Genomic DNA, 18087 nt, shown 5'->3' with positions numbered 1-18087 from the left:
CGGAAGCCTGGGTCACGTCACGCGTAGCGGTAGATCCGGCCGACGTCCTCCAGTTCCGCCGGGGTCACGTCCCACGGCGGCAGGCTCTGGTGCCGCGCCACGATCCGGCCGTACTGCCGATCGCCCCTGCGCGGTGGCTTGGCGGGCAGGTAGCCGGCATCGCGGTGCCGGCGTTGCCAGCGGTGCCACTGCAGGTCGATGAAAGCGTGGTGCAACCAGAACACGGGGTCGTTGACGGAAGCGCCGCCGAGCATGTCCCCACCGACCCAGCCGTGTACCCGGTTGTGGTTGCGCCAGGCCGTGCTGCCGCGGGCGCTGCCGCCCCAGCCCTCCAGCTTGTTGCGGAAACCCCGGGAGACCGTCGAGTCCCAGGGCGCCACGTCGTAGACGGGGTCCTTCAGCGCCCACTCCAGCTCGCTCCTCGTGGGCAGCCCGATCGGGTTGCGGGGACGTCCGAGGTCCCGCGTGAGGAACACCCTGTCGGTCACGTTCACCTTGATGGTCCAGTTGCCTTCCCGATAGGCGAACGGACCTGTCGTCACCTGGTGGTCGGAACGGCGCCCGTCACCCCCGAGGAAATGGGCCGTCCAGGGCGCGGAGGTGGTCGTGCGGTCGCGCGTCCAGTCCCAGTACGGCAACGTCACCGAGGAGTCCACCCGGCGCAGCGCGCGCTCCAGGTCGAGCAGGAACCGGCGGTGCCAGGGCAGGAACGAGGGCGCCATGTGCGCGGCGCGCAGTGCGTGCTCGCCGTCCGCGGAGAAGTACTCGATGTGCATCCGAACGAACTCGTCGTACTCGCCCCGCCGTTTGACCTCCAGCAGCGCCTTGACGAACCGCCGCTGCTCGGCCCTGGTGAGCGTACCGGCGTCCCTACGTACGTACGCCACGCCGGTGCTCCGCGTGTACGTGGCCCGCGCTTCCCGGCCCCGGGGCCGGTTCGCGCAGGCGCTGACCGGGGCCGAGGGCGTCGACGGCGGCGCGGGCGGCCTCGAGCGGTGAGGGGTGGGAGCAGTAGTGGTCGACCATGCTCAGCCAGGTGCCGTCGGCCCGGCGCATCAGGTGCAGCGGGCGGCCGTCCACGGTGACGTGCCACCGGCCCTGCCCGGCCCTGTCGTGCGGTGGGGTCCACACCATGCCGATGCGGCGGCCGCGACGGGTCTCGACGAAGACGGTGCCGCTCTGGGCGTCCCCAGGTCCGGGGCGCTGCGACCGGAGGGCGGCGGCCACCGGGGCCGCCACAGCCGCGGCGAAGGCGCAGACACGCAGACCGCGCGTCACCTCCCGCCGTGTGGCGCCCGGTCCGGGTCGCGCCGGGGCCGGCACCCCGTCCCCCGTCTGTCCTCCGCCGATGCTGACGGCCATGGTCCGCTCCTCGTCCGGTTCCGGTGTCGTAGCCGTAACCGCCGGAACTCCCGCGCGGTCACCGCCGTGCGGCCAGACAAGTGATCACCGGCGTCCGTTCCCCGGGGGAGAGAGCGGGTCACGTCACTGGGTGGGCACGTACGGAGGGCCGGTCCTCGGACTTCCCGAGGACCGGCCCTCCGTACGGCATGGTTCGCGCCCTAGAACCACAGGTTGCCGTGCACCGGCTTGGCGTCGTTGACCGCGGACGCGGCGTTCTTCGCCGTGTGGACCAGCGACTCCTTGCCTTCGGCGGTCACGTCCAGGGGAACCTTGGTGCTCACGCCGCCGGTGAGGTCGGTGGACGCCAGGTCGCGGGTGTTCTGAGCGACCGGAGCGGGCTGAGGAGCGGGAGCGGGCTGAGCAACCGGAGCAGGCGGAGCGGGCGGGGCAACCGGAGCGCTCTGAACAGCCGGGGCAGGCTGAGCGACCGGAGCAGCCTGGGGAGCCGGAGCGGGCTGGGCGGCCGGGGCACTCTGAACAGCCGGAGCGCTCTGGGCGACGGGAGCACTCTGAACCGGAGCCGCCTGAGCAACCGGAGCCGTCTGGGCAACCGGAGCCGCCTGAGGAGCCGGAGCAGCCTGAGGAGCCGGAGCAGCCTGCACATCCGGAGCGCTCTGAGCGGCGGGGGCGCTCGGAGCGACCATGGCGTCCTGGGCGAACGCGGGCGTGGCGGAACCGGCGGCGATCAGGGATCCGGCAAAGACGGCGGCAGCCTTCAGAGACTTCATCGTGTTCCTTTCTTCGGCAACGCGCGTCGCCGGAGGGAATTCTGTCGCCGTGCCTAACGAGCCCTGGCCTGGGCGGAAACCGGGGATGCCGAAGATTGCCGATACCTCATACGAAATCTATTAAAGGACTGAAGAACAACAGTCGTGGCGCCGCTCCCCTGCGGTCGGCACCACGACTGGACGGGCTCAAGAGGTCGGCGGCAGCACCGGCGTCAGCAGCGGCACCTCGGGGAGCGTGACGGCCGTCTCCGCAGGCGCCGATGTCGACGACGTGCCGGGCGACTCGCTGGACGGCTCGTCGGCCGGTGTCGACGCGACCGGTTCGTCCTCGAGCTGCGGGTCGCCCGCGGTCAGCGCGGCGAGGAGGCCGTCCACCCCGGTGAGCAGGTCGTCGACCGAGGGAAGGACGCCGCCGACACCGGAGGTGATCGCCTTCAGGAGGCCGTCGACCGCTCCGAGTACGAGGTCGAGCAGGTCGGTCACGGGGTTGGCGGCGCGCGGCGCCGACACCGACGCCGCGGGTACCGCGGCGGGCCAGGCGGGAGCCGGCAGCCGCACAGCCGTCGACATGAGCGAGGTCTGCGCACCCTTGGCGGCCGCGTCGGCCAGGGCGGCCTTCGCGGCGGCTCCCAGCCTCCTGGCCTCGGCCGGGGGCAGTTTGCCGTTGCTGTCCCGGAGCACGGTTCTCAGCAGGTCGGCGACGGGGGTGAGCTCGCCCCAGTTCAGTTTCCCGATCTGCGCGAGGCGCGCATCCGTGCCGGGAAGCCGGGCCTCGGGCGCCACGTGGCCGTGCCCGCGGGTCGATTCGGCCGCCATGGCGACGGGGCCGGTGATCCCGACCAGGAGGGCGGCGCAGAGCGCGCCGGACGCGATGCGCCGCACGGGCAGAGCACACATTGGGGATTCCTTTCGACGGCGTTGGATCTTGAGCCCACCGTGAAAGCACCCACGGCTTCCCGCAACCGCTCATACGCTTTTCGGGATGGCACAATTCCCTCTTTTGCCGCGTCCGGCCTGATCAGACGGTTTGTCAGGGCGCACCGCCCCGGTCCTTGGCGGAGCAATGCGGCGGCCCGCGCCGAGCGGAGGCGCCGCCCGAGGGCGAGTCGGTGACCGAAACCAGCAAAGATGTGCGATTTCACGATTCCGACACACTGTCAGGTTTCACCGAATTTCATCGACTATGTCCGGTTGATGACTAGAGTTGCGAACCGCCCGACGCACTCGTCAGCGCGGACACATCGCACTCGTGGCGCTCTGCCACGGCCACCTGTTCCGAAAGGGCAACAACCGGTCATGCGCCATTCCCTGGGCCCGCTGTTTCGCCGCGCGACCGTGGGCGTCCTCGCCCTTGCCGCCGTGTGGGCAGCCAGCAGTTCCCCCGCGGCCGCGCCGGCTGCCGCACCCGCACCGGAGGCCGAGAGCCTCAGCTTCACCGAGCGGTACCGCGCGCTCCAGCACGGCGGCATCGTACGCGCGGCCAACGCATCGATCACGTGCCGCACGGCCCAAAGCCCTTCGTGCCCGGACGCCCAGGCAGGCGGCTCCGGTGTGAACGGCGACTTCGACATGTACTACGTCGATGTCGACCGCGACCCCAACACCTACAACTCCTCCCGCGCGGAGGTCCGCCTGCCCAACAGCTCCCGGGTCACGTACGCGCGCCTCTACTGGGGCGGCAACCTGCGCGTGGGCGAACAGAAGCCGCCGGAGGACAACGGGCGCGTGCTGATCGCCGAACCCGGCGGCCAGTACAAGGAGTTGCTCGCCGACACGCTGGTCGGGCACCGCGTGCTGGACGGCATGGACGCCTTCCAGGCCTCGGCCGACGTGACACGGCTGGTGCGGGAGGGCGGAGCGGGCCTGTACACCGTGGCACAGATCAACATCGCCATGGGCAGGTCGACGGCCGGGGCCTGGGGCGGCTGGACGCTCGTGGTGGCCTACGAGAACCCGGCGGAGCCGCTGCGGCACCTCGCGGTCTGGGACGGCTTCACCCCGCTGAGGTCCGGTACGGGACAGGACATCCGCCTGCCCGGCCTGGGATTCGCCGCGGGCGCGGGGGGCCGTGCGGGCCTGGTGACGTACAACGGCGACCGCGGCACCACCGGCGACTCGCTCACCGTGACGAACGGCCAGGCCGAGACCCCCCTCACCAACGCCGCCAACCCCCGGGACGACGTCCTCAATTCCACCATCAGTGAGCCCGGGGCGGATGCGGCACGGGTGCCCTCCTATGCCAACAACCTCGGCTACGACTCGGACGTGTTCGACCTCGGAAGCAGCCTGCAGCAACCCGGCGACGAGGCGACCTTCCGGATCCGGTCCCAGCAGGACGCGGCGTGGGCCGGCGTGCTCTTCGTCGCCGTCGACGCACGGCGGTGAGTACGCCGCCGACCGCCCCGAACGCCTTCGCGAGCGAGGAATCCGCGCACATGCACCTGTCATCCACCGCTCCTCACCCCAGAGTCCTGCACCTCACCCAGCCGGTGGACGGCGGCGTCGCGCGCGTCGTCACGGACCTGGTCCAGGCCCAGCTGTCGGACGGCCTGGACGTCACCGTGGCCTGCCCCGACAGCGCGCTCACCACGAAGCTGCGGACGCTCGGAGCGCGCGTACGGCACTGGCACGCGACGCGGTCGCCCGGAACGTCGCTCGTCCGGGAAGTACGGCACCTGGCACGGGTGATCGACGAGGTGCGTCCGGATCTGGTGCACGCACACAGCGCGAAGGCCGGGCTCGCCGGACGCCTCGCGGTACGCGGGCGGATCCCGACGGTCTTCCAGCCGCACGCCTGGTCGTTCGAGGCGGTCGGCGGGAGCACCGCGACCCTGGCGCTCATGTGGGAACGCTGGGGCGCGCGTTGGGCCTCACGCGTGGTGTGTGTGAGCGAGGCGGAACGCGCGACCGGCATGGGCGCCAGGATCACCGGCCGGTGGACCGTGGTCCCCAACGGCATCGACCCCGAGCGTTTCCGTCCGGCCGCAGCGGACGACGTACGGGCCGGGCTGACCCCGCTCGCCGGCATCCACCCTGCGGCACCGCTCGCCGTGTGCGTGGGACGGTTGTGCCGGCAGAAGGGCCAGGACGTCCTGCTGCGGGCGTGGGAGACCGTCGAACAGCAGGTGCCCGGCGCCCGCCTCGTCCTGGTCGGCGACGGGCCCGACCACGACCGGCTTCGCGAGAACGCCCCGCGATCAGTGGTGTTCGCGGGAGCCGTCGCCGACGCCTCCCCCTGGTACCAGGCCGCCGACCTCGTCGTCCTGCCGTCCCGCTGGGAGGGCATGGCCCTGGCGCCGCTGGAGGCGATGGCCTGCGGGCGGCCGGTGGTCGTCACGGACGTCGACGGCGCCCGCGAGAGCCTGCCACCCTCCTCCTCCGCCCGGTGCCTGGTCCCGCCGGAGGACCCTGCGACGCTGGCCGGGGCCGTCACCGCGCTGCTGGCGGACCCGCTGCTGCGCGAGTCGCTCGGCGACCAGGGCCGCCGGCACGTGCTGTCCACCCACGACGTGCGGCACACCGCCGAGGCCGTCTCGGACGTCTATCGCGACCTGCTCGGCCCATGGACCGCCACCACCCCCAGCGCTGAGCACGGTCAGCCGCTCGACACCGGACGTGGCGCCGAGGCGAACCGGACAACACAGCGCGTCGAGCCCACCGAGTACAGGGAGTCCATCCACTCGTGACCGCCGAACGTACCGTGCCCTCCCCCGGCGTACCGCCACGGGACCACGGATCCTCACCAGTCTCGGTCATGCCGCCGCGCGGCACCTCCACCGGTTTCCGGTCGTCCGCCCCACGGCACCCGGCCCGGGCGGCCTCACCCCTCCCGCTGCTCTTCGCCGACGGCTTCGCCGCCCTGGCGGGCACGCTCGCGCTCACCGAGGCCCAGCGCCGTCCGCTCCTCGTCACCCTGCTGGTCGTCGCCTCGCTGCTGCTGCGCCGGCGCGACGGGCGGCCACCGGTACCCGGGCTGCTGGAGGAACTGCCCGCCGTGTGCGGTCGCATCGCGGTGGCGTGGCTGGCGCTCGCGGCGCTCCTGGCGGCGTACCGGCCGGAGCACGCGTTGTCCCTCCGTACGGTGCTGACGGGTCTCGCCCTGCAGGTCGTGGCCGGCTGCGCGCTGCGCGGAGCCGTGCACGCCCGGCGCCGCTCCGCGCTGCTGCGCCACCCGCACACGGCACTCGTCATCGGGCCGGTCACGACCGCCCAGCGCGTGGCCGCCGCCGTCCTGCGTCTCCCGCGCTGCGGTGTACGGCCGGTGGGGATCGTCGCCGAGCAAGCGGACGGCACCGAGACCCTGCCGGTGCTGACGACCGCCGAGGAGGTCGAGCGCGCGGTCATCCAGAACGGGGTGCGGGCGGTGCTGGCCGTGCACCCCTCCGTACGCGCCGAACAGGAGCCGCTGCTGCGGGCGCTGGCCGAGTCGGGCTGCGTGGTCTGGGAGGTCGACGCGGAATCCCCGTCGTACGCGACGCGGGAGCGGCTGGCCGGGTTCTCCTGCCGGCGGCTGGACATGGCCCCGGCCCGGCGTGACAGCGCGGCCAAGCGGACACTCGACATCCTTGTGTCGGGGACGCTGTTGCTGCTGGTCAGCCCGCTGTTGCTGACCTTCGCCGCGGCGCTGCGGATCAGCGACGGGCCGGGCGTGGTGTTCCGGCAGGAGCGCATCGGCAGGGGCGGCAAGCCGTTCACGCTGCTGAAGTTCCGTACGCACCGCCCGGTCGACGAGCACGAGTCGGCGACCCGGTGGAGCGTGGCGAACGAGAACGAGATGCGCTGGTTCTGCCGGATGCTGCGACGCACCTCGCTCGACGAACTGCTCCAGCTGTGGAACGTGCTGCGGGGCGACATGAGCCTGGTCGGACCCCGGCCCGAACGCCCCTACTTCGTCGCCCAGTTCGGCCAGACCTACCCCGGCTACACGGTCCGTCACCGGATGCGGACCGGCATCACCGGCCTCGCCCAGATCCACGGTCTGCGCGGCGACACCTCGATCGAGGACCGCTGCCGGTTCGACAACGCCTACATCGACGACTGGTCCCTTTGGCAGGACGTCTGCATCCTGCTGCGCACCGCCGCCACGGTGGTACGTCCCACGGGGAGCTGAGAGAGACGTGAGCCTCGCACTGACACCGCTTCCCCACCGCGTCGCCGCGCGGACACCGGCCCTGCTCGTCGTGGCCGTACCCGCCCTGCTGGCGCTGCCGCTGACGCGGGACGGCGCGGGGCCCGCCGACGTGCTCTCCGGGCTGGTGGTGGTGTACTGCGTGATCCGTCTCCTGCTCGAACGGCGGCGCCCGCTGTCGCCCGCCGCTGCCGTGGTCCTGGGCCTGCCGGTCGTGGGGCTCGCGCTCGCCGCCATGGGGGCGTTCTCGCCCCAGGCCGGGCTCACCGGCCTGGGGCGTTATCTGCAGACCTTCGTACTCGTTCCGGCGGCCGTGCTGCTGCTGCTGCGCGACCGGACCGGCTTCCGGATGGTGGCCTGGTCCTGCGTGGGGCTCGGTCTGTGCCAGGGGGCCGTCGGTGTCCACCAGTTCGTCACCCGGACCGGTGCCTCCTACCAGGGCGAGAACATCCGGGCGGTGGGCACCTTCGGGCCACAGGACGTGATGGGCATGGCGACGGCGGTCTCCCTCGGCCTGGTGTGCGCGGTCGGGATCGCGCTGGGCCGGGTGTCCGTACGGCAGCGGGTGGCCGCCGCCGCGTGCGCATCGGTGCTGCTGCTGCCGCTCGCGCTCTCCTTCAGCCGGGGTGCCTGGATCGCGACCGTCCTGACGTGCGCCGTCCAGCTGGTTCTGACCGGATGGCGGCGCGCGCTCAAGGTGGCCGCGGCCGCGGTCGCCGCCGGCGTGATCCTGGTGGGCGGGTTCGGCGTGGGCTCGGCGCTTCTGCAACAGCGGATCGGCAGCATCGCCCAGGTCGCCGACGCGCCCGACCAGTCCGTCGTCGACCGGTACACCCTGTGGGCGTCCGCCACGGAGATCTGGCGGCAGCACCCGCTGACCGGTGTCGGGCTGAAGGGCTTCCCCGAGTACCGGGACGGGCACGCGACGCTCGCGCTGTCGTCGGGCAGCGAGACCGAAGGCGCGGGAGCGGCCTACCAGAGGCAGCCACTGCTGTCTCCGCACAACATGTACCTCCTGGTGCTGAGCGAGCAGGGCCTGATCGGGCTGCTCGCGCTCGCCGGAAGCTGGCTGGCACTGCTGGTGTGCGGGATGCGGCGCCTGGTGCGCCTCCGCGACCGCGGCCCGGGACTCGACTGCGGGCTCGTCGCCTGCGGACTGCTGGTCTGGCTGCTGACCGACTTCATGTACGGAGACATCGGCGGCCCCTCGACCGTGCTGATCGCCGTGGCCATGGGGCTCGGGGCGTGGTGGGCGCTGACCGGCGACGCGCGTGCGGAGGCGCCCCGCAGCGGGGTGCACGAGCACGCCGGCGAGGAGGCCCTGGCGCGATGACGGTGGTGCCTTCGCAGACCCCCGGGCCCGAAACGGACGACGCCGCGACCGTGCCCCCGGCGCGTGCCGCCACCAAGGCCGGCGACGGTGCCGACCAGGCCTCGGCGTCGGCGTCGTCGGTCTCCGGGAGCTTCCTGGCCAGGGCCGCGCTCATCACGGCGTCGCTGTCCATCGCCGGTTCACTGCTCGGCCTGGTGCGCGACCAGTCGCTGGCGCGGCTGTTCGGCGCCGGGAGCGACACGGACGCCTTCCTGGTGGCATGGACGGTTCCTGAGTTCGCCGCCACGCTGCTCATCGAGGACGGGCTGGCGATCGCGCTGATCCCGGCGTTCAGCATGGCGCTGGCCCGCCGCGCGCGGGGCGCACCGGGCGACCCGGTCCGCGCCCTGGTCCGCGCCACCCTGCCCCGGCTCTGCCTCGCCCTCGCCGCGGTGGCCGCGCTGATCGCCGGCACGGCTCCCTACCTGGTCCAGGCGCTCGCTCCCGGGCTGCCGGACCCCCGGCTCGCCGTCGACTGCACCCGGATCACGGCGACCTGCGTGCTCGCCTTCGGGCTCGCCGGGTACTGCAGTGCCGCCCTGCGGGCACACCGCTGTTTCCTCGCGCCCGCGGCGATCTACGTCGCCTACAACACCGGCATCATCGCCGCGATGTTCCTCCTCGGCGAGGGCTGGGGCGTGCGCTCCGCCGCGGTCGGGGTCGCGGCGGGCGGCTGTCTGATGGTGGCGGTGCAACTGCCGTCGCTGTGGCGGCGACTGGCGTCGCGCACGCCGCCTTTCGCCAGGTCCGGGGCGGTGGTCGAGGAGCGGCCGATGCAACTCGCCCTGATCGCCGCGGTACTCCTCTTCGCCCTGTGCCGCCAGTCGCAGGTCCTCGCGGAACGCTTCCTCGCCTCCGGCCTGCCCGCCGGCGCCATCTCGCACCTGAACTACGCGCAGAAGGTCGCCCAGATCCCGATGACGCTGTCGCTGATGGTGTGCACCGTCACCTTCCCGGTGGTGGCGCGGGCCCTCGCGGACGGCGACACCGCGCGGGCCCGCAGCCGCGTGGAACGGGATCTGGCGCTCGCCTCGTGGCTGGTGCTGCTGGGCGTGTGCGCGGTGACCGCCTGCGCCCCCCAGATGATCGAACTGCTCTTCCAGCGGGGGGCGTTCACCGCGAGCGACACCGCCGCGACGGCGGGCGTCATGCGCGTGTACGCACTCGGGCTGCTGGGCCAGACCCTGGTGGGCGCCCTCGTGCGGTCCTACTTCTGCGCGGGCCGGGCCACCTGGTACCCCCTCGGCGCGATGGCGGTGGGCATCGTGGTGACGTTTTGGATCGGCGCCGCCTCCGTGCACTCCTGGGGCGTGGCGGGGATCGCCGCCGCCAACGCCCTCGGCATCACCGGCACGGCCGCCCTGCTGCTCGCCGGGCTGCGAACGGGCCGGCTGAAGAGCCCCCACAGCGTCTCGGTCCGTGTCCGGCAGGTCCTGGCCGAGCTGAGCAGGCTGGTGTCCGCCGCTCTCGTCGCCACGGCCGCGGGGGCGTTCGCCGCGAGCCGGCTGCCGTCCCCGGCGGCGGGCCTCGCGGCCGGCCTCCTGACCGTGACCTTCGTCTTCGTCCCGCTCACCTGGGCCCTCGGTGCCCAGAGTTCCGCGTCCGCTCTGCGCTCCCTACGCGCCGTCACACGAAGGCTCGCACATGGCCGCTTCCGTTGATTCCCTGGACACCCGCAGACCCTCGGTCCCGCACAAGGGCCCGGCCCCCTGGGTGGCGATGTACCACTCGGTGGGCGACTGCTCGGACGACCCGTACCGCATCACGGTCACGCCCGAACGGCTCGCGAGGCAGCTGGCCTGGCTGCGCCGACGCGGTCTGCGGGGCGTGTCCGTGACCGAGCTGCTCGCCGCCCGCGCCCGGGGTGAGGGGCGGAACCTGGTCGGGCTGACCTTCGACGACGGGTACGCCGACTTCGTCACCGACGCCCTGCCGCTGCTGCACCGCTGGGACTGCGGCGCCACCCTCTTCGTGCTGCCCGGGCGGCTCGGCGGCGACAACGCCTGGGATCCGCTCGGGCCGCGCAAGCCACTGCTCACCGCGGACGGCATCCGGCGCGCGGCCGCCGAAGGCGTGGAGATCGGCTCGCACGGGCTGACGCACGTGGACCTCACCAAGGCGGACGACCTCACGCTCAAGGCGGAGGTCGCCGAGAGCCGCGCACAGCTCGAGGAACTGACCGGCGCCCCGGTCGACGGGTTCTGCTACCCGTACGGCACGATCGACGCTCGCGCCGTCGAGGCCGTACGGGAAGCGGGGTACACCTACGCCTGCGCCATCGACCCCGGCCCGCTGACCGGTCCGCACGCCCTGCCGCGCGTGTACGTCGGCCAGGACGACACGGCCTGGCGTCTGCACCTCAAGCACTGGCTGCACCGGCTGCGCCGGCGCCCGGTGGAGGGCCTGTGAGATGAGGGCTCTGCACATCATCACCGGCCTCGGTGTCGGCGGGGCCGAGCAGCAGTTGCGTCTGCTGCTGCGTCATCTGCCGGTGGACTGCGACGTCGTGACGCTCACCAATCCCGGCGCGGTCGCCGAGGGCCTCGCGGCCGACGGTGTCCGTGTCACGCATCTCGGCATGGGCGGCAACCGTGACCTGGCCGCGCTGCCGCGCCTGGTCCGGCTGATCCGCGCCGGCGGCTACGACCTGGTGCACACCCACCTCTACCGGGCCTGCGTCTACGGCCGGTTCGCCGCACGCATGGCCGGGGTCCGGGCGGTCGTCGCCACCGAACACTCCCTGGGCGACTCACAGATGGAGGGTCGCAGGCTGACGGCAGGGGTGCGCGGGCTGTACCTCGCCAGCGAGCGGCTCGGTTCGGCCACGGTCGCCGTCTCCCCGACGGTGGCCGAGCGCCTGAAGCGCTGGGGCGTGCCCGCGCCCCGCATCGAGGTCGTTCCGAACGGCATCGACCTGGACCGCTTCCGCTTCGCCCCGGAGCGGCGCGAGCACACCCGCCGGCACTTGGGCCTGCCGGAGGACGCCTGGGTCGTGGGCGGTGTCGGCCGGCTCACCGCGGGGAAGCGGTTCGACGTCCTCGTCCGCGCGCTCGCCCTGCTTCCGCACGAGTGCCGGCTGCTGCTGGTCGGCGGCGGCCCCGAGGAGCAGGCCCTGCGCCGCACGGCCCTGGAGGCCGGCGTGGCCGACCGCGTCGTGTTCACCGGCGAACGTCCCTACGTGCCCGACGGCTCGCCCGGCCCGGACCTGCCCTCGCTCACCTCGGCGATGGACCTGCTCGCGTCCCCTTCCACCGAGGAGGCGTTCGGTCTGGCGGCCGTGGAGGCGCTGGCGTCCGGACTGCCCGTGCTCTACGCCTCCTGCCCGGCCATCGAGGATGTGCGGCCGCCCGCCACCGGCGCCCGGCGGGTGCGCGGCGGCCCCGAGGAATACGCCCGCGCGATCGCCGCGCTCCGCGGGGCCGGCGCCGGACCGCGCACGGCCTCGGAGGTCGCCCACCACTACAGCATCACCCACTGCGCGGCCCGTCTCACGGACGTGTACGCGACAGCGGTCTCCAGTTCGCCGTCCCCCTCACCTCTGGGAGCCACCTCCTCATGACCGACACTCCGACCCGTCAGCGCCGCTTGTCCCCGGCTCGTCTCAGGGGGCTTCCCCTGTGGTCCGTGCTCGCGGCCGGCACCCTCGTCGGGGGCCTGCTCGGCGGTTCGTACGGCATGCTCACACCCTCCACGTACACGGCCACGAGCTACGTCATCGCCGTACCCACCGGGAAGTCGACGCCGGACGCCGCCCTGGGATTCGCTCAGGCGTACGGCCGGGTCGCCACGCAGCTCGCGGTGCTCGGGGACGCGCAGGTGTACGCGGGTGTTCCGGTGCGCACCCTGCAGCACAGTGTGCGCACGGCGACGTCGCCGGACGCGCCGATGGTCGCCGTCTCGGCCACCTCCTCGCGCCCCGGCCTCGCCGTCGACATGGCCAACGCGGTCACCCGCTCGCTGACCCGCCACGCGGACGACAGCAGTGACAACACCAACGTGCGGCTCGTGCCGTTCTCGCGGGCGGTGGAGCCGAACGAGCCGACGTCCGCGTCACCGGCGGTGACCGGTCTGGTGGGGGCGAGCGCGGGCGGTCTGCTGAGCGGCCTGGCCCTGCTGGCGCGGCCCAGGAGGACCGGCCAGGACGGCGAGCCCGCCCCGGCCCCCTCGGTGCCCGGGCCGGCCGCCGCCGCCGATGTGCGCGGACAACGGTGACGACGGCGGGCCCGGCCGAACACGGCACCGGAGGGCAGGGTTTCGCTCGGCCGGTGGACTACCACCAGTCGAAACGGAGACAGAGCTTCCCGCCCAGCCACTCCTCCACCCAACTGCCCAGATCCAGCGGCGTGCAGTCCGCCGGGGGCGGCGTCGTGCCGGGCGGGGTCGGCTTCGGGGTGGGCGTGGGCGTGAGGGGCGGAGTGGCCTGGTCGCCGCGGCCGAACAGGGCGGACCGGTAGAGGTGGGACGACTTCGGGTTGGCTCCGCACTGCCACACACCGTGCGGGCAGTAGTCGGTCAGCGTGTTGTAGAGCGGCCTGTGCTCATCCATCCAGGCGAGCATGCGCCGCATGTACTCGGCGTTGTCACCGTTGCGGAAGAGCCCCCATTCCGGATAGGAAATGGGTTTGCCGTGAGCCTTCGCGAAATCCACGTGGTGCTTCAGCCCGTAGGGCTCTTTCACCTGTTGCTCGAACGACATACCTGTCGGCTGGTCATAGGAGTCCATGCCGATGATGTCGACCGTGTCGTCCCCCGGATAACATTTCGTCCAGGGAATGGCGTCCTGGCCACGGCTCGGCGTGAAATCGAACCGAAACTTCTGGCCCGGCACGGAACGCATGGTGGTGACGATCCTGTTCCAGTACTTCTTCCAGGCCTCCGGGTCCGGCCCACAGCGATGGGTGTACGTGGTGCCGTTCATTTCCCAGCCGAGCACGATGACCGTGTCCGGCACCTTCAACTCCACCAGCCGCTCGGCGAGGACACGGAAGTGGTGATCGAACTCCCCGGCCGCGCCCTGTCGCAGCAGCTGCCTGACCTCGCCGTCGGAGACGCCCTCCTCGTTGCGCTCCTGCATGGGGACGTTGAGGACCAGCATCCGGTCGGCCTTCTTGTTGCGCCAGTGCGCCCACACGTCCAGGAAGTCGGGGGCACCCTCGATGTCGCGCCAGCGGTGTCCCGGCAGGTAGGTGTGGCCGACGCGGAGTTCCGTGCCGCCCAGCCAGTGGCTGAACAGCGGCATCCGGGCCACGCCACGGGCGTCGGACTTGAGGAAGACGCCGAAGGCCGGGGGCTCCTCACCCCCACCCGCAGTGGTGGCCGGGCTCGGCACCGGGGGTTGGGCGACGGCCGGAGGTGTGAGGGCCGGAGGTGTGAGGGCCGGAGGTGTGAGGGCCGGGGGCGTTGCGACGGGCGTCGCCGGGGTCGGAGCCGGAGCCCGGGGCTCGGCGGCTTGTGCCACGCCCACCCCTGCGACGGGGCTGGACGCCAGGGTGGCCGACGCGGCGACCGCTACCGCGCCCAAGGCCAGCCGGCGGACGCCGGCCCGCCTGTGCTGTGGGGCCATGCCTGCTCCTTTCTTCGCTCTGGTCCGGAATACTGCCGAGGTTTTTGCTATTGACGGGCAATCATATGAAGTCAGTCACAGAAAAGCCAAGCGCGCCACTGCCGTTGCGGCTTTCGAGTGCCGGTCTCGCCCGTGCGGGTGAGCCGATCGAAAGGAAAGAGAGAATTCGTGTCGCTGCTTGACATCCGCGTCCCCGCTGTTGTGCTGCGGATCGACCGGAACCCTTTTCACCACGGAACGCTGGGGGCCGTGCGTTCGCTCGGCAGGGCGGGAGTGGAGGTACACCTCGTCGCGGATACCACGGGAAGTCCCGTCGGCGCGTCATGTTTCCTACGCCATACGCATTCCCCGCCGCTCCCGGGAGCGTCCCCGGAGGAAATTCTCGCCGTGCTGCGCCGCGTGGCCGACCGGATCGCGCGGCCCGCCGTCCTGGTCCCGATGGACGACGCGAGCGCGATCGCCGTGGGCCGGATGCGAGGCGACCTCGCGCCCTCCTACCTTCTGCCGGCGATGCCGAGCACCCTGGCCGAGCGCGTCGCAGACAAGGCGGAACTGGCCGCCGTGTGCGCGGCCGCCGACGTCCCGCACCCGGAGACGCTGGTCCCGGACAGTCCGGCTGAGGTAGCCGACGCCATGCTGCGGCTCGGGCTGCCGGTGGTGGCGAAGTGGAGCCGGCCCTGGCTGCTGCCGGCCGGCAGCGGGCTGCGCAGCACCGTGCTGGTGCGGTCCGTACAGCAGGCCCGGGAGCTGTTCCTGCGCACCGAGGAAGCGGGCAGCAGGCTGCTGCTCCAGGCCTACCTGCCACCGGGCCCCGACCGGGACTGGTTCTTCCACGGCTACGCCGACCACTCGGGCGGCGTGCGCGCGGGCGGGCCGGGCCGCAAGCAACTGGCCTGGCCACGGGGGGCGGGGCTGACCGCGGTGGGCTGCTGGACGCCCAACGCCCAGGTGCAGGCGCTGGCCGAGCGCCTCACCGGCGAGCTGGGCTACCGGGGCATCTTCGACCTCGACTTCCGCCGCTGCGGAACGACGGGTCGCTACCACCTGCTCGACTTCAACCCGCGCGCCGGCGCCCAGTTCCGGCTCTTCGCGGACAGCGCGGGCCTGGACGTCGTGCGGGCCCTGCACCTGGATCTGACGGGTCGTTCACTGCCGGCCGGGACCCCGATGGCCGGGCGGGCGTTCGTGGTGGAGAACTACGCGCCGCTGGCGGCGCTGCGCGCGGCGCCGGGCGGGCGCGAACTGGCCTGGTACGCCGCGGACGACCGCTCCCCCGGACGGGTCATGTGGGCCCAGTGGTGCCGGCACGTGTCCCGCCGGCTGCGTGAGCGGCTTGGTACGCCGCCGGCGCCGGCGCCGGCGGCCCGGCTGATCCCCCGGGCAGCCTCGCCCTCCCTGACCGACAACGAGAAAGCGAGCAGTTGATGGTGTACGACCTTCTGGTGGTGGGCGCAGGCCCGTACGGTCTGTCGATCGCGTCCCATGCCGCGGCCGCCGGGCTGAACCTGCGCGTGTTCGGCCGGCCCATGGCGTCCTGGCGGGACAACATGCCCCGCGGCATGTTCCTGAAGTCGGAACCGTGGGCGTCCAACCTTTCCGACCCGGCCGGACAGTGGCGTCTGGACGTCTACTGTGCGGAGCACGGCCTGACGGCACGTCATGCGAAGCCGATTCCGGTCGAGGCGTTCGCGGAGTACGGCCTGTGGTTCGCGCGGCACGCCGTGCCGGAGGTGGACGAGCGCACGGTGACCCGTGTGGCGGCCGGGCCGGGCGGTTTCACGGCGGTCACCGAGGACGGGGAGGAGGTGCAGGCGCGGACGGTGGCCCTGGCGGTCGGTGTGATGCCGTTCGTCGAGGTACCGCAAGCCCTGCGCGGACTGCACCCCGCCCTCGTGACGCACAGCAGCCACCACAGCGACCTCGACCGCTTCCGCGACCGGGACGTCACGGTGATCGGCGGCGGGCAGGCGGCCCTGGAGACGGCGGCCCTGCTCGCCGAGCAGGGCACGCGTGTCCGTGTGCTGGCACGGGCGGAACAGCTGCGGTGGAACGATGTGCCGCCGCCCTGGGAGCGCCCCTGGTACCAGTCGGCCCGCTCCCCCCACAGCGGCCTCGGCCCCGGCTGGCGGAACTGGTTCTACGCGGAGCGCCCGAACCTCTTCCGGCGGCTGCCGGAGCCGACCCGGGCACGCATCGCGACCACGGCGCTGGGACCGGCGGGCGCGTGGTGGGTGCGGGACCGGGTGGAGGGCGTGGTGGAACTCATGCCGGGCCATGAAGTCACCGCGGCCTGCGCGGTGCCGGGCGGGGTACGGCTGGACACGGCGAGCCGCGCGGGTGCCCTGCGCAGCCTGGAGACCGAACACGTCATCGCCGCCACGGGGTTCCGGGCGCGTTGCGACCGGCTCGCGCTGCTCTCCCCCGAGTTGCGCGGAACGCTGGCGGCACTGCCGGACGGCTCCCCGGAGGTCGGGCGCACCTTCGAGTCCTCCTACCCCGGCCTGTTCCTCGCGGGCCTGGTGACGGCCTCCGGCTTCGGCCCGGCCATGCGCTTCGTGCAGGGCGCGTCCTTCACCGCGTCGACCCTCGTGAGGGGAGTGCGCCGCCGGCTCGGGGCGATGCCGGTGGGCGGCGTCGTCCCCGCTCCGGTGGACGGCAGCCGGAGCGAGTCGCCGGCGCCGGTACACCGCTGACGGGGGAACCACACGGTGATCCGCGGGCCGCTGACGGCGACAGCGTCGTCAGCGGCCCGCCCCTGTGCCGCACGGCGGTCGAGGACGTCGGTGTGCTGAAACGGCCGACACCCCCCGGACCTTGGTCGACGGGGGGTGAGGGTGATGCTGTCCCGGAGGTGCGGTGCCGGAGTGAGTGCGTCCGACACCACGGCACCTCGGGAACAGCTAGCGGGACGAGGTGGTGCGGCCGCGGCGGTACATCATCACTCCGCCCGCGATCAGGACGGCGCTGGCGGCCGATGCCGCCGCCAGTGCCTCGCTGCCGGTCTCGGCCAGCTGGGGCAGCGCGCCGTCCTCCTCCTTCTCGGCCACTTCGGTGAGGGACGAGTCCTCGCTGTCCGCGGGCGTGGTACGCGGCCCCTCGCTGTCGTGCGGGACGGTGCGGTCCTTGGCCGGGGGCGTGCGCTCCTCGTCCGTCGACGGCTTGTCGTCGCCGCCGCCGTACGAGCCGTTCTCGCAGTCGTTGTCGAGCGCGTCGTTCAACAGCGCGCCCCCGTCGACGTTGTTGCCGCAAGCGTTCACGGGCACCTCGAGCGGCACCTGCACGTTGTTCCCGGACAGCACACCGGGGGAGCCCTTCACGACCGCTGACGCGTCCGCGCCCGCGTCGTGGTCCTTCGACTTGTGCGAGATGTTGCCGCAGGAGTTGCCGAACGCCGTGTTGAGCGCCGCGATCACGTTGACGGTGTTGCCGCACAGGTTGACCGGCACGTCGACCGGCACCTGCACGCTGTTCCCGGACAGCACACCAGGGGAATCCTTCGCCACTCCCGACGCGTCGGAGTCAGCGAGGGCGGGGCTGCCGTACAGGGACAGAATCCCCGTGGCGGCGGCCGCCGCGAACGCTCCCTTGCTCAGGGTCTGTCGCATTGCAGTTGTCCTCCTGCTTGAAGAATTGGGGCAGCCGACCTCGGAGCGGAAGCCGCATCCGGGGCCGGCGGTGTGGCGGCATGAACGGGTCGCAGCGCTGAACAGGAATCAGGCGTGTCGAATGCTGGCTCGCGGCACAGGGCTGCGGAGCCGGTTCAGCGTTCCTCGCCTTTGCCCTGCGCGACGGCCGGTCCGCCGGCGAGCGCCGGGACAGCGGCCGTCACCGGCACGTCGATGGCAGAAGCGGCGGCCGCCGCAGCGATCATTGCCTCCTTGAGCACTGCGCG

At 72.7% G+C, this 18087-nt stretch carries 17 protein-coding genes; 10 read left to right on the top strand and 7 right to left on the bottom strand.

Annotated elements, in window-relative coordinates; translation table 11 throughout:
• Window positions 1-17: 17 nt before the first annotated feature.
• The 4 genes from IO24_RS0100815 to IO24_RS0100795 form a co-directional block, all read right to left on the bottom strand.
• The gene (locus tag IO24_RS0100815; protein ID WP_031130649.1) at window positions 18-887 is read right to left on the bottom strand and encodes a tyrosinase family protein; all 870 of its coding nucleotides are present in this window, start codon (window positions 885-887) and stop codon (window positions 18-20) included.
• Complete coding sequence (locus tag IO24_RS0100810) at window positions 871-1362, bottom strand: tyrosinase family oxidase copper chaperone (RefSeq protein ID WP_031130647.1); 492 nt, start codon at window positions 1360-1362, stop codon at window positions 871-873. The genes IO24_RS0100815 and IO24_RS0100810 overlap by 17 nt, the downstream gene beginning before the upstream one ends.
• Before the next feature lie 200 nt (window positions 1363-1562).
• Window positions 1563-1685, bottom strand: a complete 123-nt coding sequence (locus IO24_RS47080) for a hypothetical protein (protein WP_267886808.1) — start codon at window positions 1683-1685, stop codon at window positions 1563-1565.
• A gap of 633 nt (window positions 1686-2318) precedes the next feature.
• Window positions 2319-3029 carry a hypothetical protein gene (locus tag IO24_RS0100795; protein WP_031130645.1) on the bottom strand — a complete coding sequence of 237 codons (711 nt, stop codon included), beginning with the start codon at window positions 3027-3029 and terminating at the stop codon, window positions 2319-2321.
• Window positions 3030-3428: 399 nt separating this feature from the next.
• Between IO24_RS0100795 and IO24_RS0100790 the strand changes: the two genes are divergently transcribed.
• From IO24_RS0100790 to IO24_RS0100755, 8 genes are read left to right on the top strand one after another with little or no spacing between them, the layout of a single operon-like run.
• Window positions 3429-4517: a hypothetical protein gene (locus IO24_RS0100790; protein WP_031130643.1), complete on the top strand. Its 1089-nt coding sequence runs from the start codon at window positions 3429-3431 to the stop codon at window positions 4515-4517.
• A 50-nt stretch (window positions 4518-4567) separates the two neighbouring features.
• Window positions 4568-5818 carry a glycosyltransferase gene (locus tag IO24_RS0100785; protein ID WP_031130641.1) on the top strand — a complete coding sequence of 417 codons (1251 nt, stop codon included), beginning with the start codon at window positions 4568-4570 and terminating at the stop codon, window positions 5816-5818.
• Window positions 5815-7242, top strand: coding sequence for an exopolysaccharide biosynthesis polyprenyl glycosylphosphotransferase (locus tag IO24_RS0100780; RefSeq protein ID WP_031130639.1), 1428 nt, complete (start codon window positions 5815-5817; stop codon window positions 7240-7242). Before IO24_RS0100785 ends, IO24_RS0100780 begins: the two co-directional genes overlap by 4 nt.
• Window positions 7243-7249: 7 nt before the next feature.
• Window positions 7250-8593: an O-antigen ligase family protein gene (locus IO24_RS0100775; protein WP_031130637.1), complete on the top strand. Its 1344-nt coding sequence runs from the start codon at window positions 7250-7252 to the stop codon at window positions 8591-8593.
• Window positions 8590-10293 carry a lipid II flippase MurJ gene (locus IO24_RS0100770; protein ID WP_031130635.1) on the top strand — a complete coding sequence of 568 codons (1704 nt, stop codon included), beginning with the start codon at window positions 8590-8592 and terminating at the stop codon, window positions 10291-10293. Before IO24_RS0100775 ends, IO24_RS0100770 begins: the two co-directional genes overlap by 4 nt.
• Window positions 10277-11041 (top strand): polysaccharide deacetylase family protein, encoded by a 765-nt coding sequence (locus tag IO24_RS0100765; protein ID WP_031130633.1) that lies wholly within the window; start codon window positions 10277-10279, stop codon window positions 11039-11041. The genes IO24_RS0100770 and IO24_RS0100765 overlap by 17 nt, the downstream gene beginning before the upstream one ends.
• Before the next feature lies 1 nt (window position 11042).
• Window positions 11043-12191, top strand: a complete 1149-nt coding sequence (locus IO24_RS0100760) for a glycosyltransferase (RefSeq protein WP_031130631.1) — start codon at window positions 11043-11045, stop codon at window positions 12189-12191.
• Window positions 12188-12844, top strand: coding sequence for a YveK family protein (locus IO24_RS0100755; protein ID WP_031130629.1), 657 nt, complete (start codon window positions 12188-12190; stop codon window positions 12842-12844). The genes IO24_RS0100760 and IO24_RS0100755 overlap by 4 nt, the downstream gene beginning before the upstream one ends.
• Window positions 12845-12902: 58 nt before the next feature.
• Here IO24_RS0100755 and IO24_RS0100750 read toward each other — a convergent pair whose 3' ends face one another.
• Window positions 12903-14195, bottom strand: coding sequence for a glycoside hydrolase family 26 protein (locus tag IO24_RS0100750; RefSeq protein WP_031130627.1), 1293 nt, complete (start codon window positions 14193-14195; stop codon window positions 12903-12905).
• Window positions 14196-14363: 168 nt separating this feature from the next.
• On the opposite strand from IO24_RS0100750, the gene IO24_RS0100745 reads away from it, so the two are divergent.
• Window positions 14364-15620: a carboxylate--amine ligase gene (locus IO24_RS0100745; RefSeq protein ID WP_031130625.1), complete on the top strand. Its 1257-nt coding sequence runs from the start codon at window positions 14364-14366 to the stop codon at window positions 15618-15620.
• Complete coding sequence (locus tag IO24_RS0100740) at window positions 15620-16888, top strand: NAD(P)-binding domain-containing protein (RefSeq protein ID WP_031130623.1); 1269 nt, start codon at window positions 15620-15622, stop codon at window positions 16886-16888. Before IO24_RS0100745 ends, IO24_RS0100740 begins: the two co-directional genes overlap by 1 nt.
• Before the next feature lie 207 nt (window positions 16889-17095).
• Here IO24_RS0100740 and IO24_RS0100735 read toward each other — a convergent pair whose 3' ends face one another.
• Both IO24_RS0100735 and IO24_RS47075 read right to left on the bottom strand, forming a co-directional pair.
• Window positions 17096-17800, bottom strand: coding sequence for a chaplin (locus IO24_RS0100735; protein WP_031130621.1), 705 nt, complete (start codon window positions 17798-17800; stop codon window positions 17096-17098).
• Between the two features lie 155 nt (window positions 17801-17955).
• Window positions 17956-18081 (bottom strand): hypothetical protein, encoded by a 126-nt coding sequence (locus IO24_RS47075; RefSeq protein WP_267886805.1) that lies wholly within the window; start codon window positions 18079-18081, stop codon window positions 17956-17958.
• Window positions 18082-18087 lie beyond the last annotated feature (6 nt).

This window comes from Streptomyces flavovariabilis, assembly GCF_000725785.1.
Taxonomy (GTDB): Bacteria; Actinomycetota; Actinomycetes; order Streptomycetales; family Streptomycetaceae; genus Streptomyces; species Streptomyces hawaiiensis.
This window is presented reverse-complemented; position numbering and strand designations above follow the sequence as displayed.

Excerpts from the sequence above, each read along its gene's own strand:
- IO24_RS0100770 (WP_031130635.1), top strand. The coding sequence starts at position 8,590 with ATGACGGTGGTGCCTTCGCAGACCCCCGGGCCCGAAACGGACGACGCC.
- IO24_RS0100740 (WP_031130623.1), top strand. The coding sequence starts at position 15,620 with ATGGTGTACGACCTTCTGGTGGTGGGCGCAGGCCCGTACGGTCTGTCG.
- IO24_RS0100760 (WP_031130631.1), top strand. The coding sequence starts at position 11,043 with ATGAGGGCTCTGCACATCATCACCGGCCTCGGTGTCGGCGGGGCCGAG.
- IO24_RS0100755 (WP_031130629.1), top strand. The coding sequence starts at position 12,188 with ATGACCGACACTCCGACCCGTCAGCGCCGCTTGTCCCCGGCTCGTCTC.
- IO24_RS0100790 (WP_031130643.1), top strand. The coding sequence starts at position 3,429 with ATGCGCCATTCCCTGGGCCCGCTGTTTCGCCGCGCGACCGTGGGCGTC.
- IO24_RS0100765 (WP_031130633.1), top strand. The coding sequence starts at position 10,277 with ATGGCCGCTTCCGTTGATTCCCTGGACACCCGCAGACCCTCGGTCCCG.
- IO24_RS0100785 (WP_031130641.1), top strand. The coding sequence starts at position 4,568 with ATGCACCTGTCATCCACCGCTCCTCACCCCAGAGTCCTGCACCTCACC.
- IO24_RS0100810 (WP_031130647.1), bottom strand. The coding sequence starts at position 1,362 with ATGGCCGTCAGCATCGGCGGAGGACAGACGGGGGACGGGGTGCCGGCC.
- IO24_RS0100795 (WP_031130645.1), bottom strand. The coding sequence starts at position 3,029 with ATGTGTGCTCTGCCCGTGCGGCGCATCGCGTCCGGCGCGCTCTGCGCC.
- IO24_RS0100735 (WP_031130621.1), bottom strand. The coding sequence starts at position 17,800 with ATGCGACAGACCCTGAGCAAGGGAGCGTTCGCGGCGGCCGCCGCCACG.
- IO24_RS0100750 (WP_031130627.1), bottom strand. The coding sequence starts at position 14,195 with ATGGCCCCACAGCACAGGCGGGCCGGCGTCCGCCGGCTGGCCTTGGGC.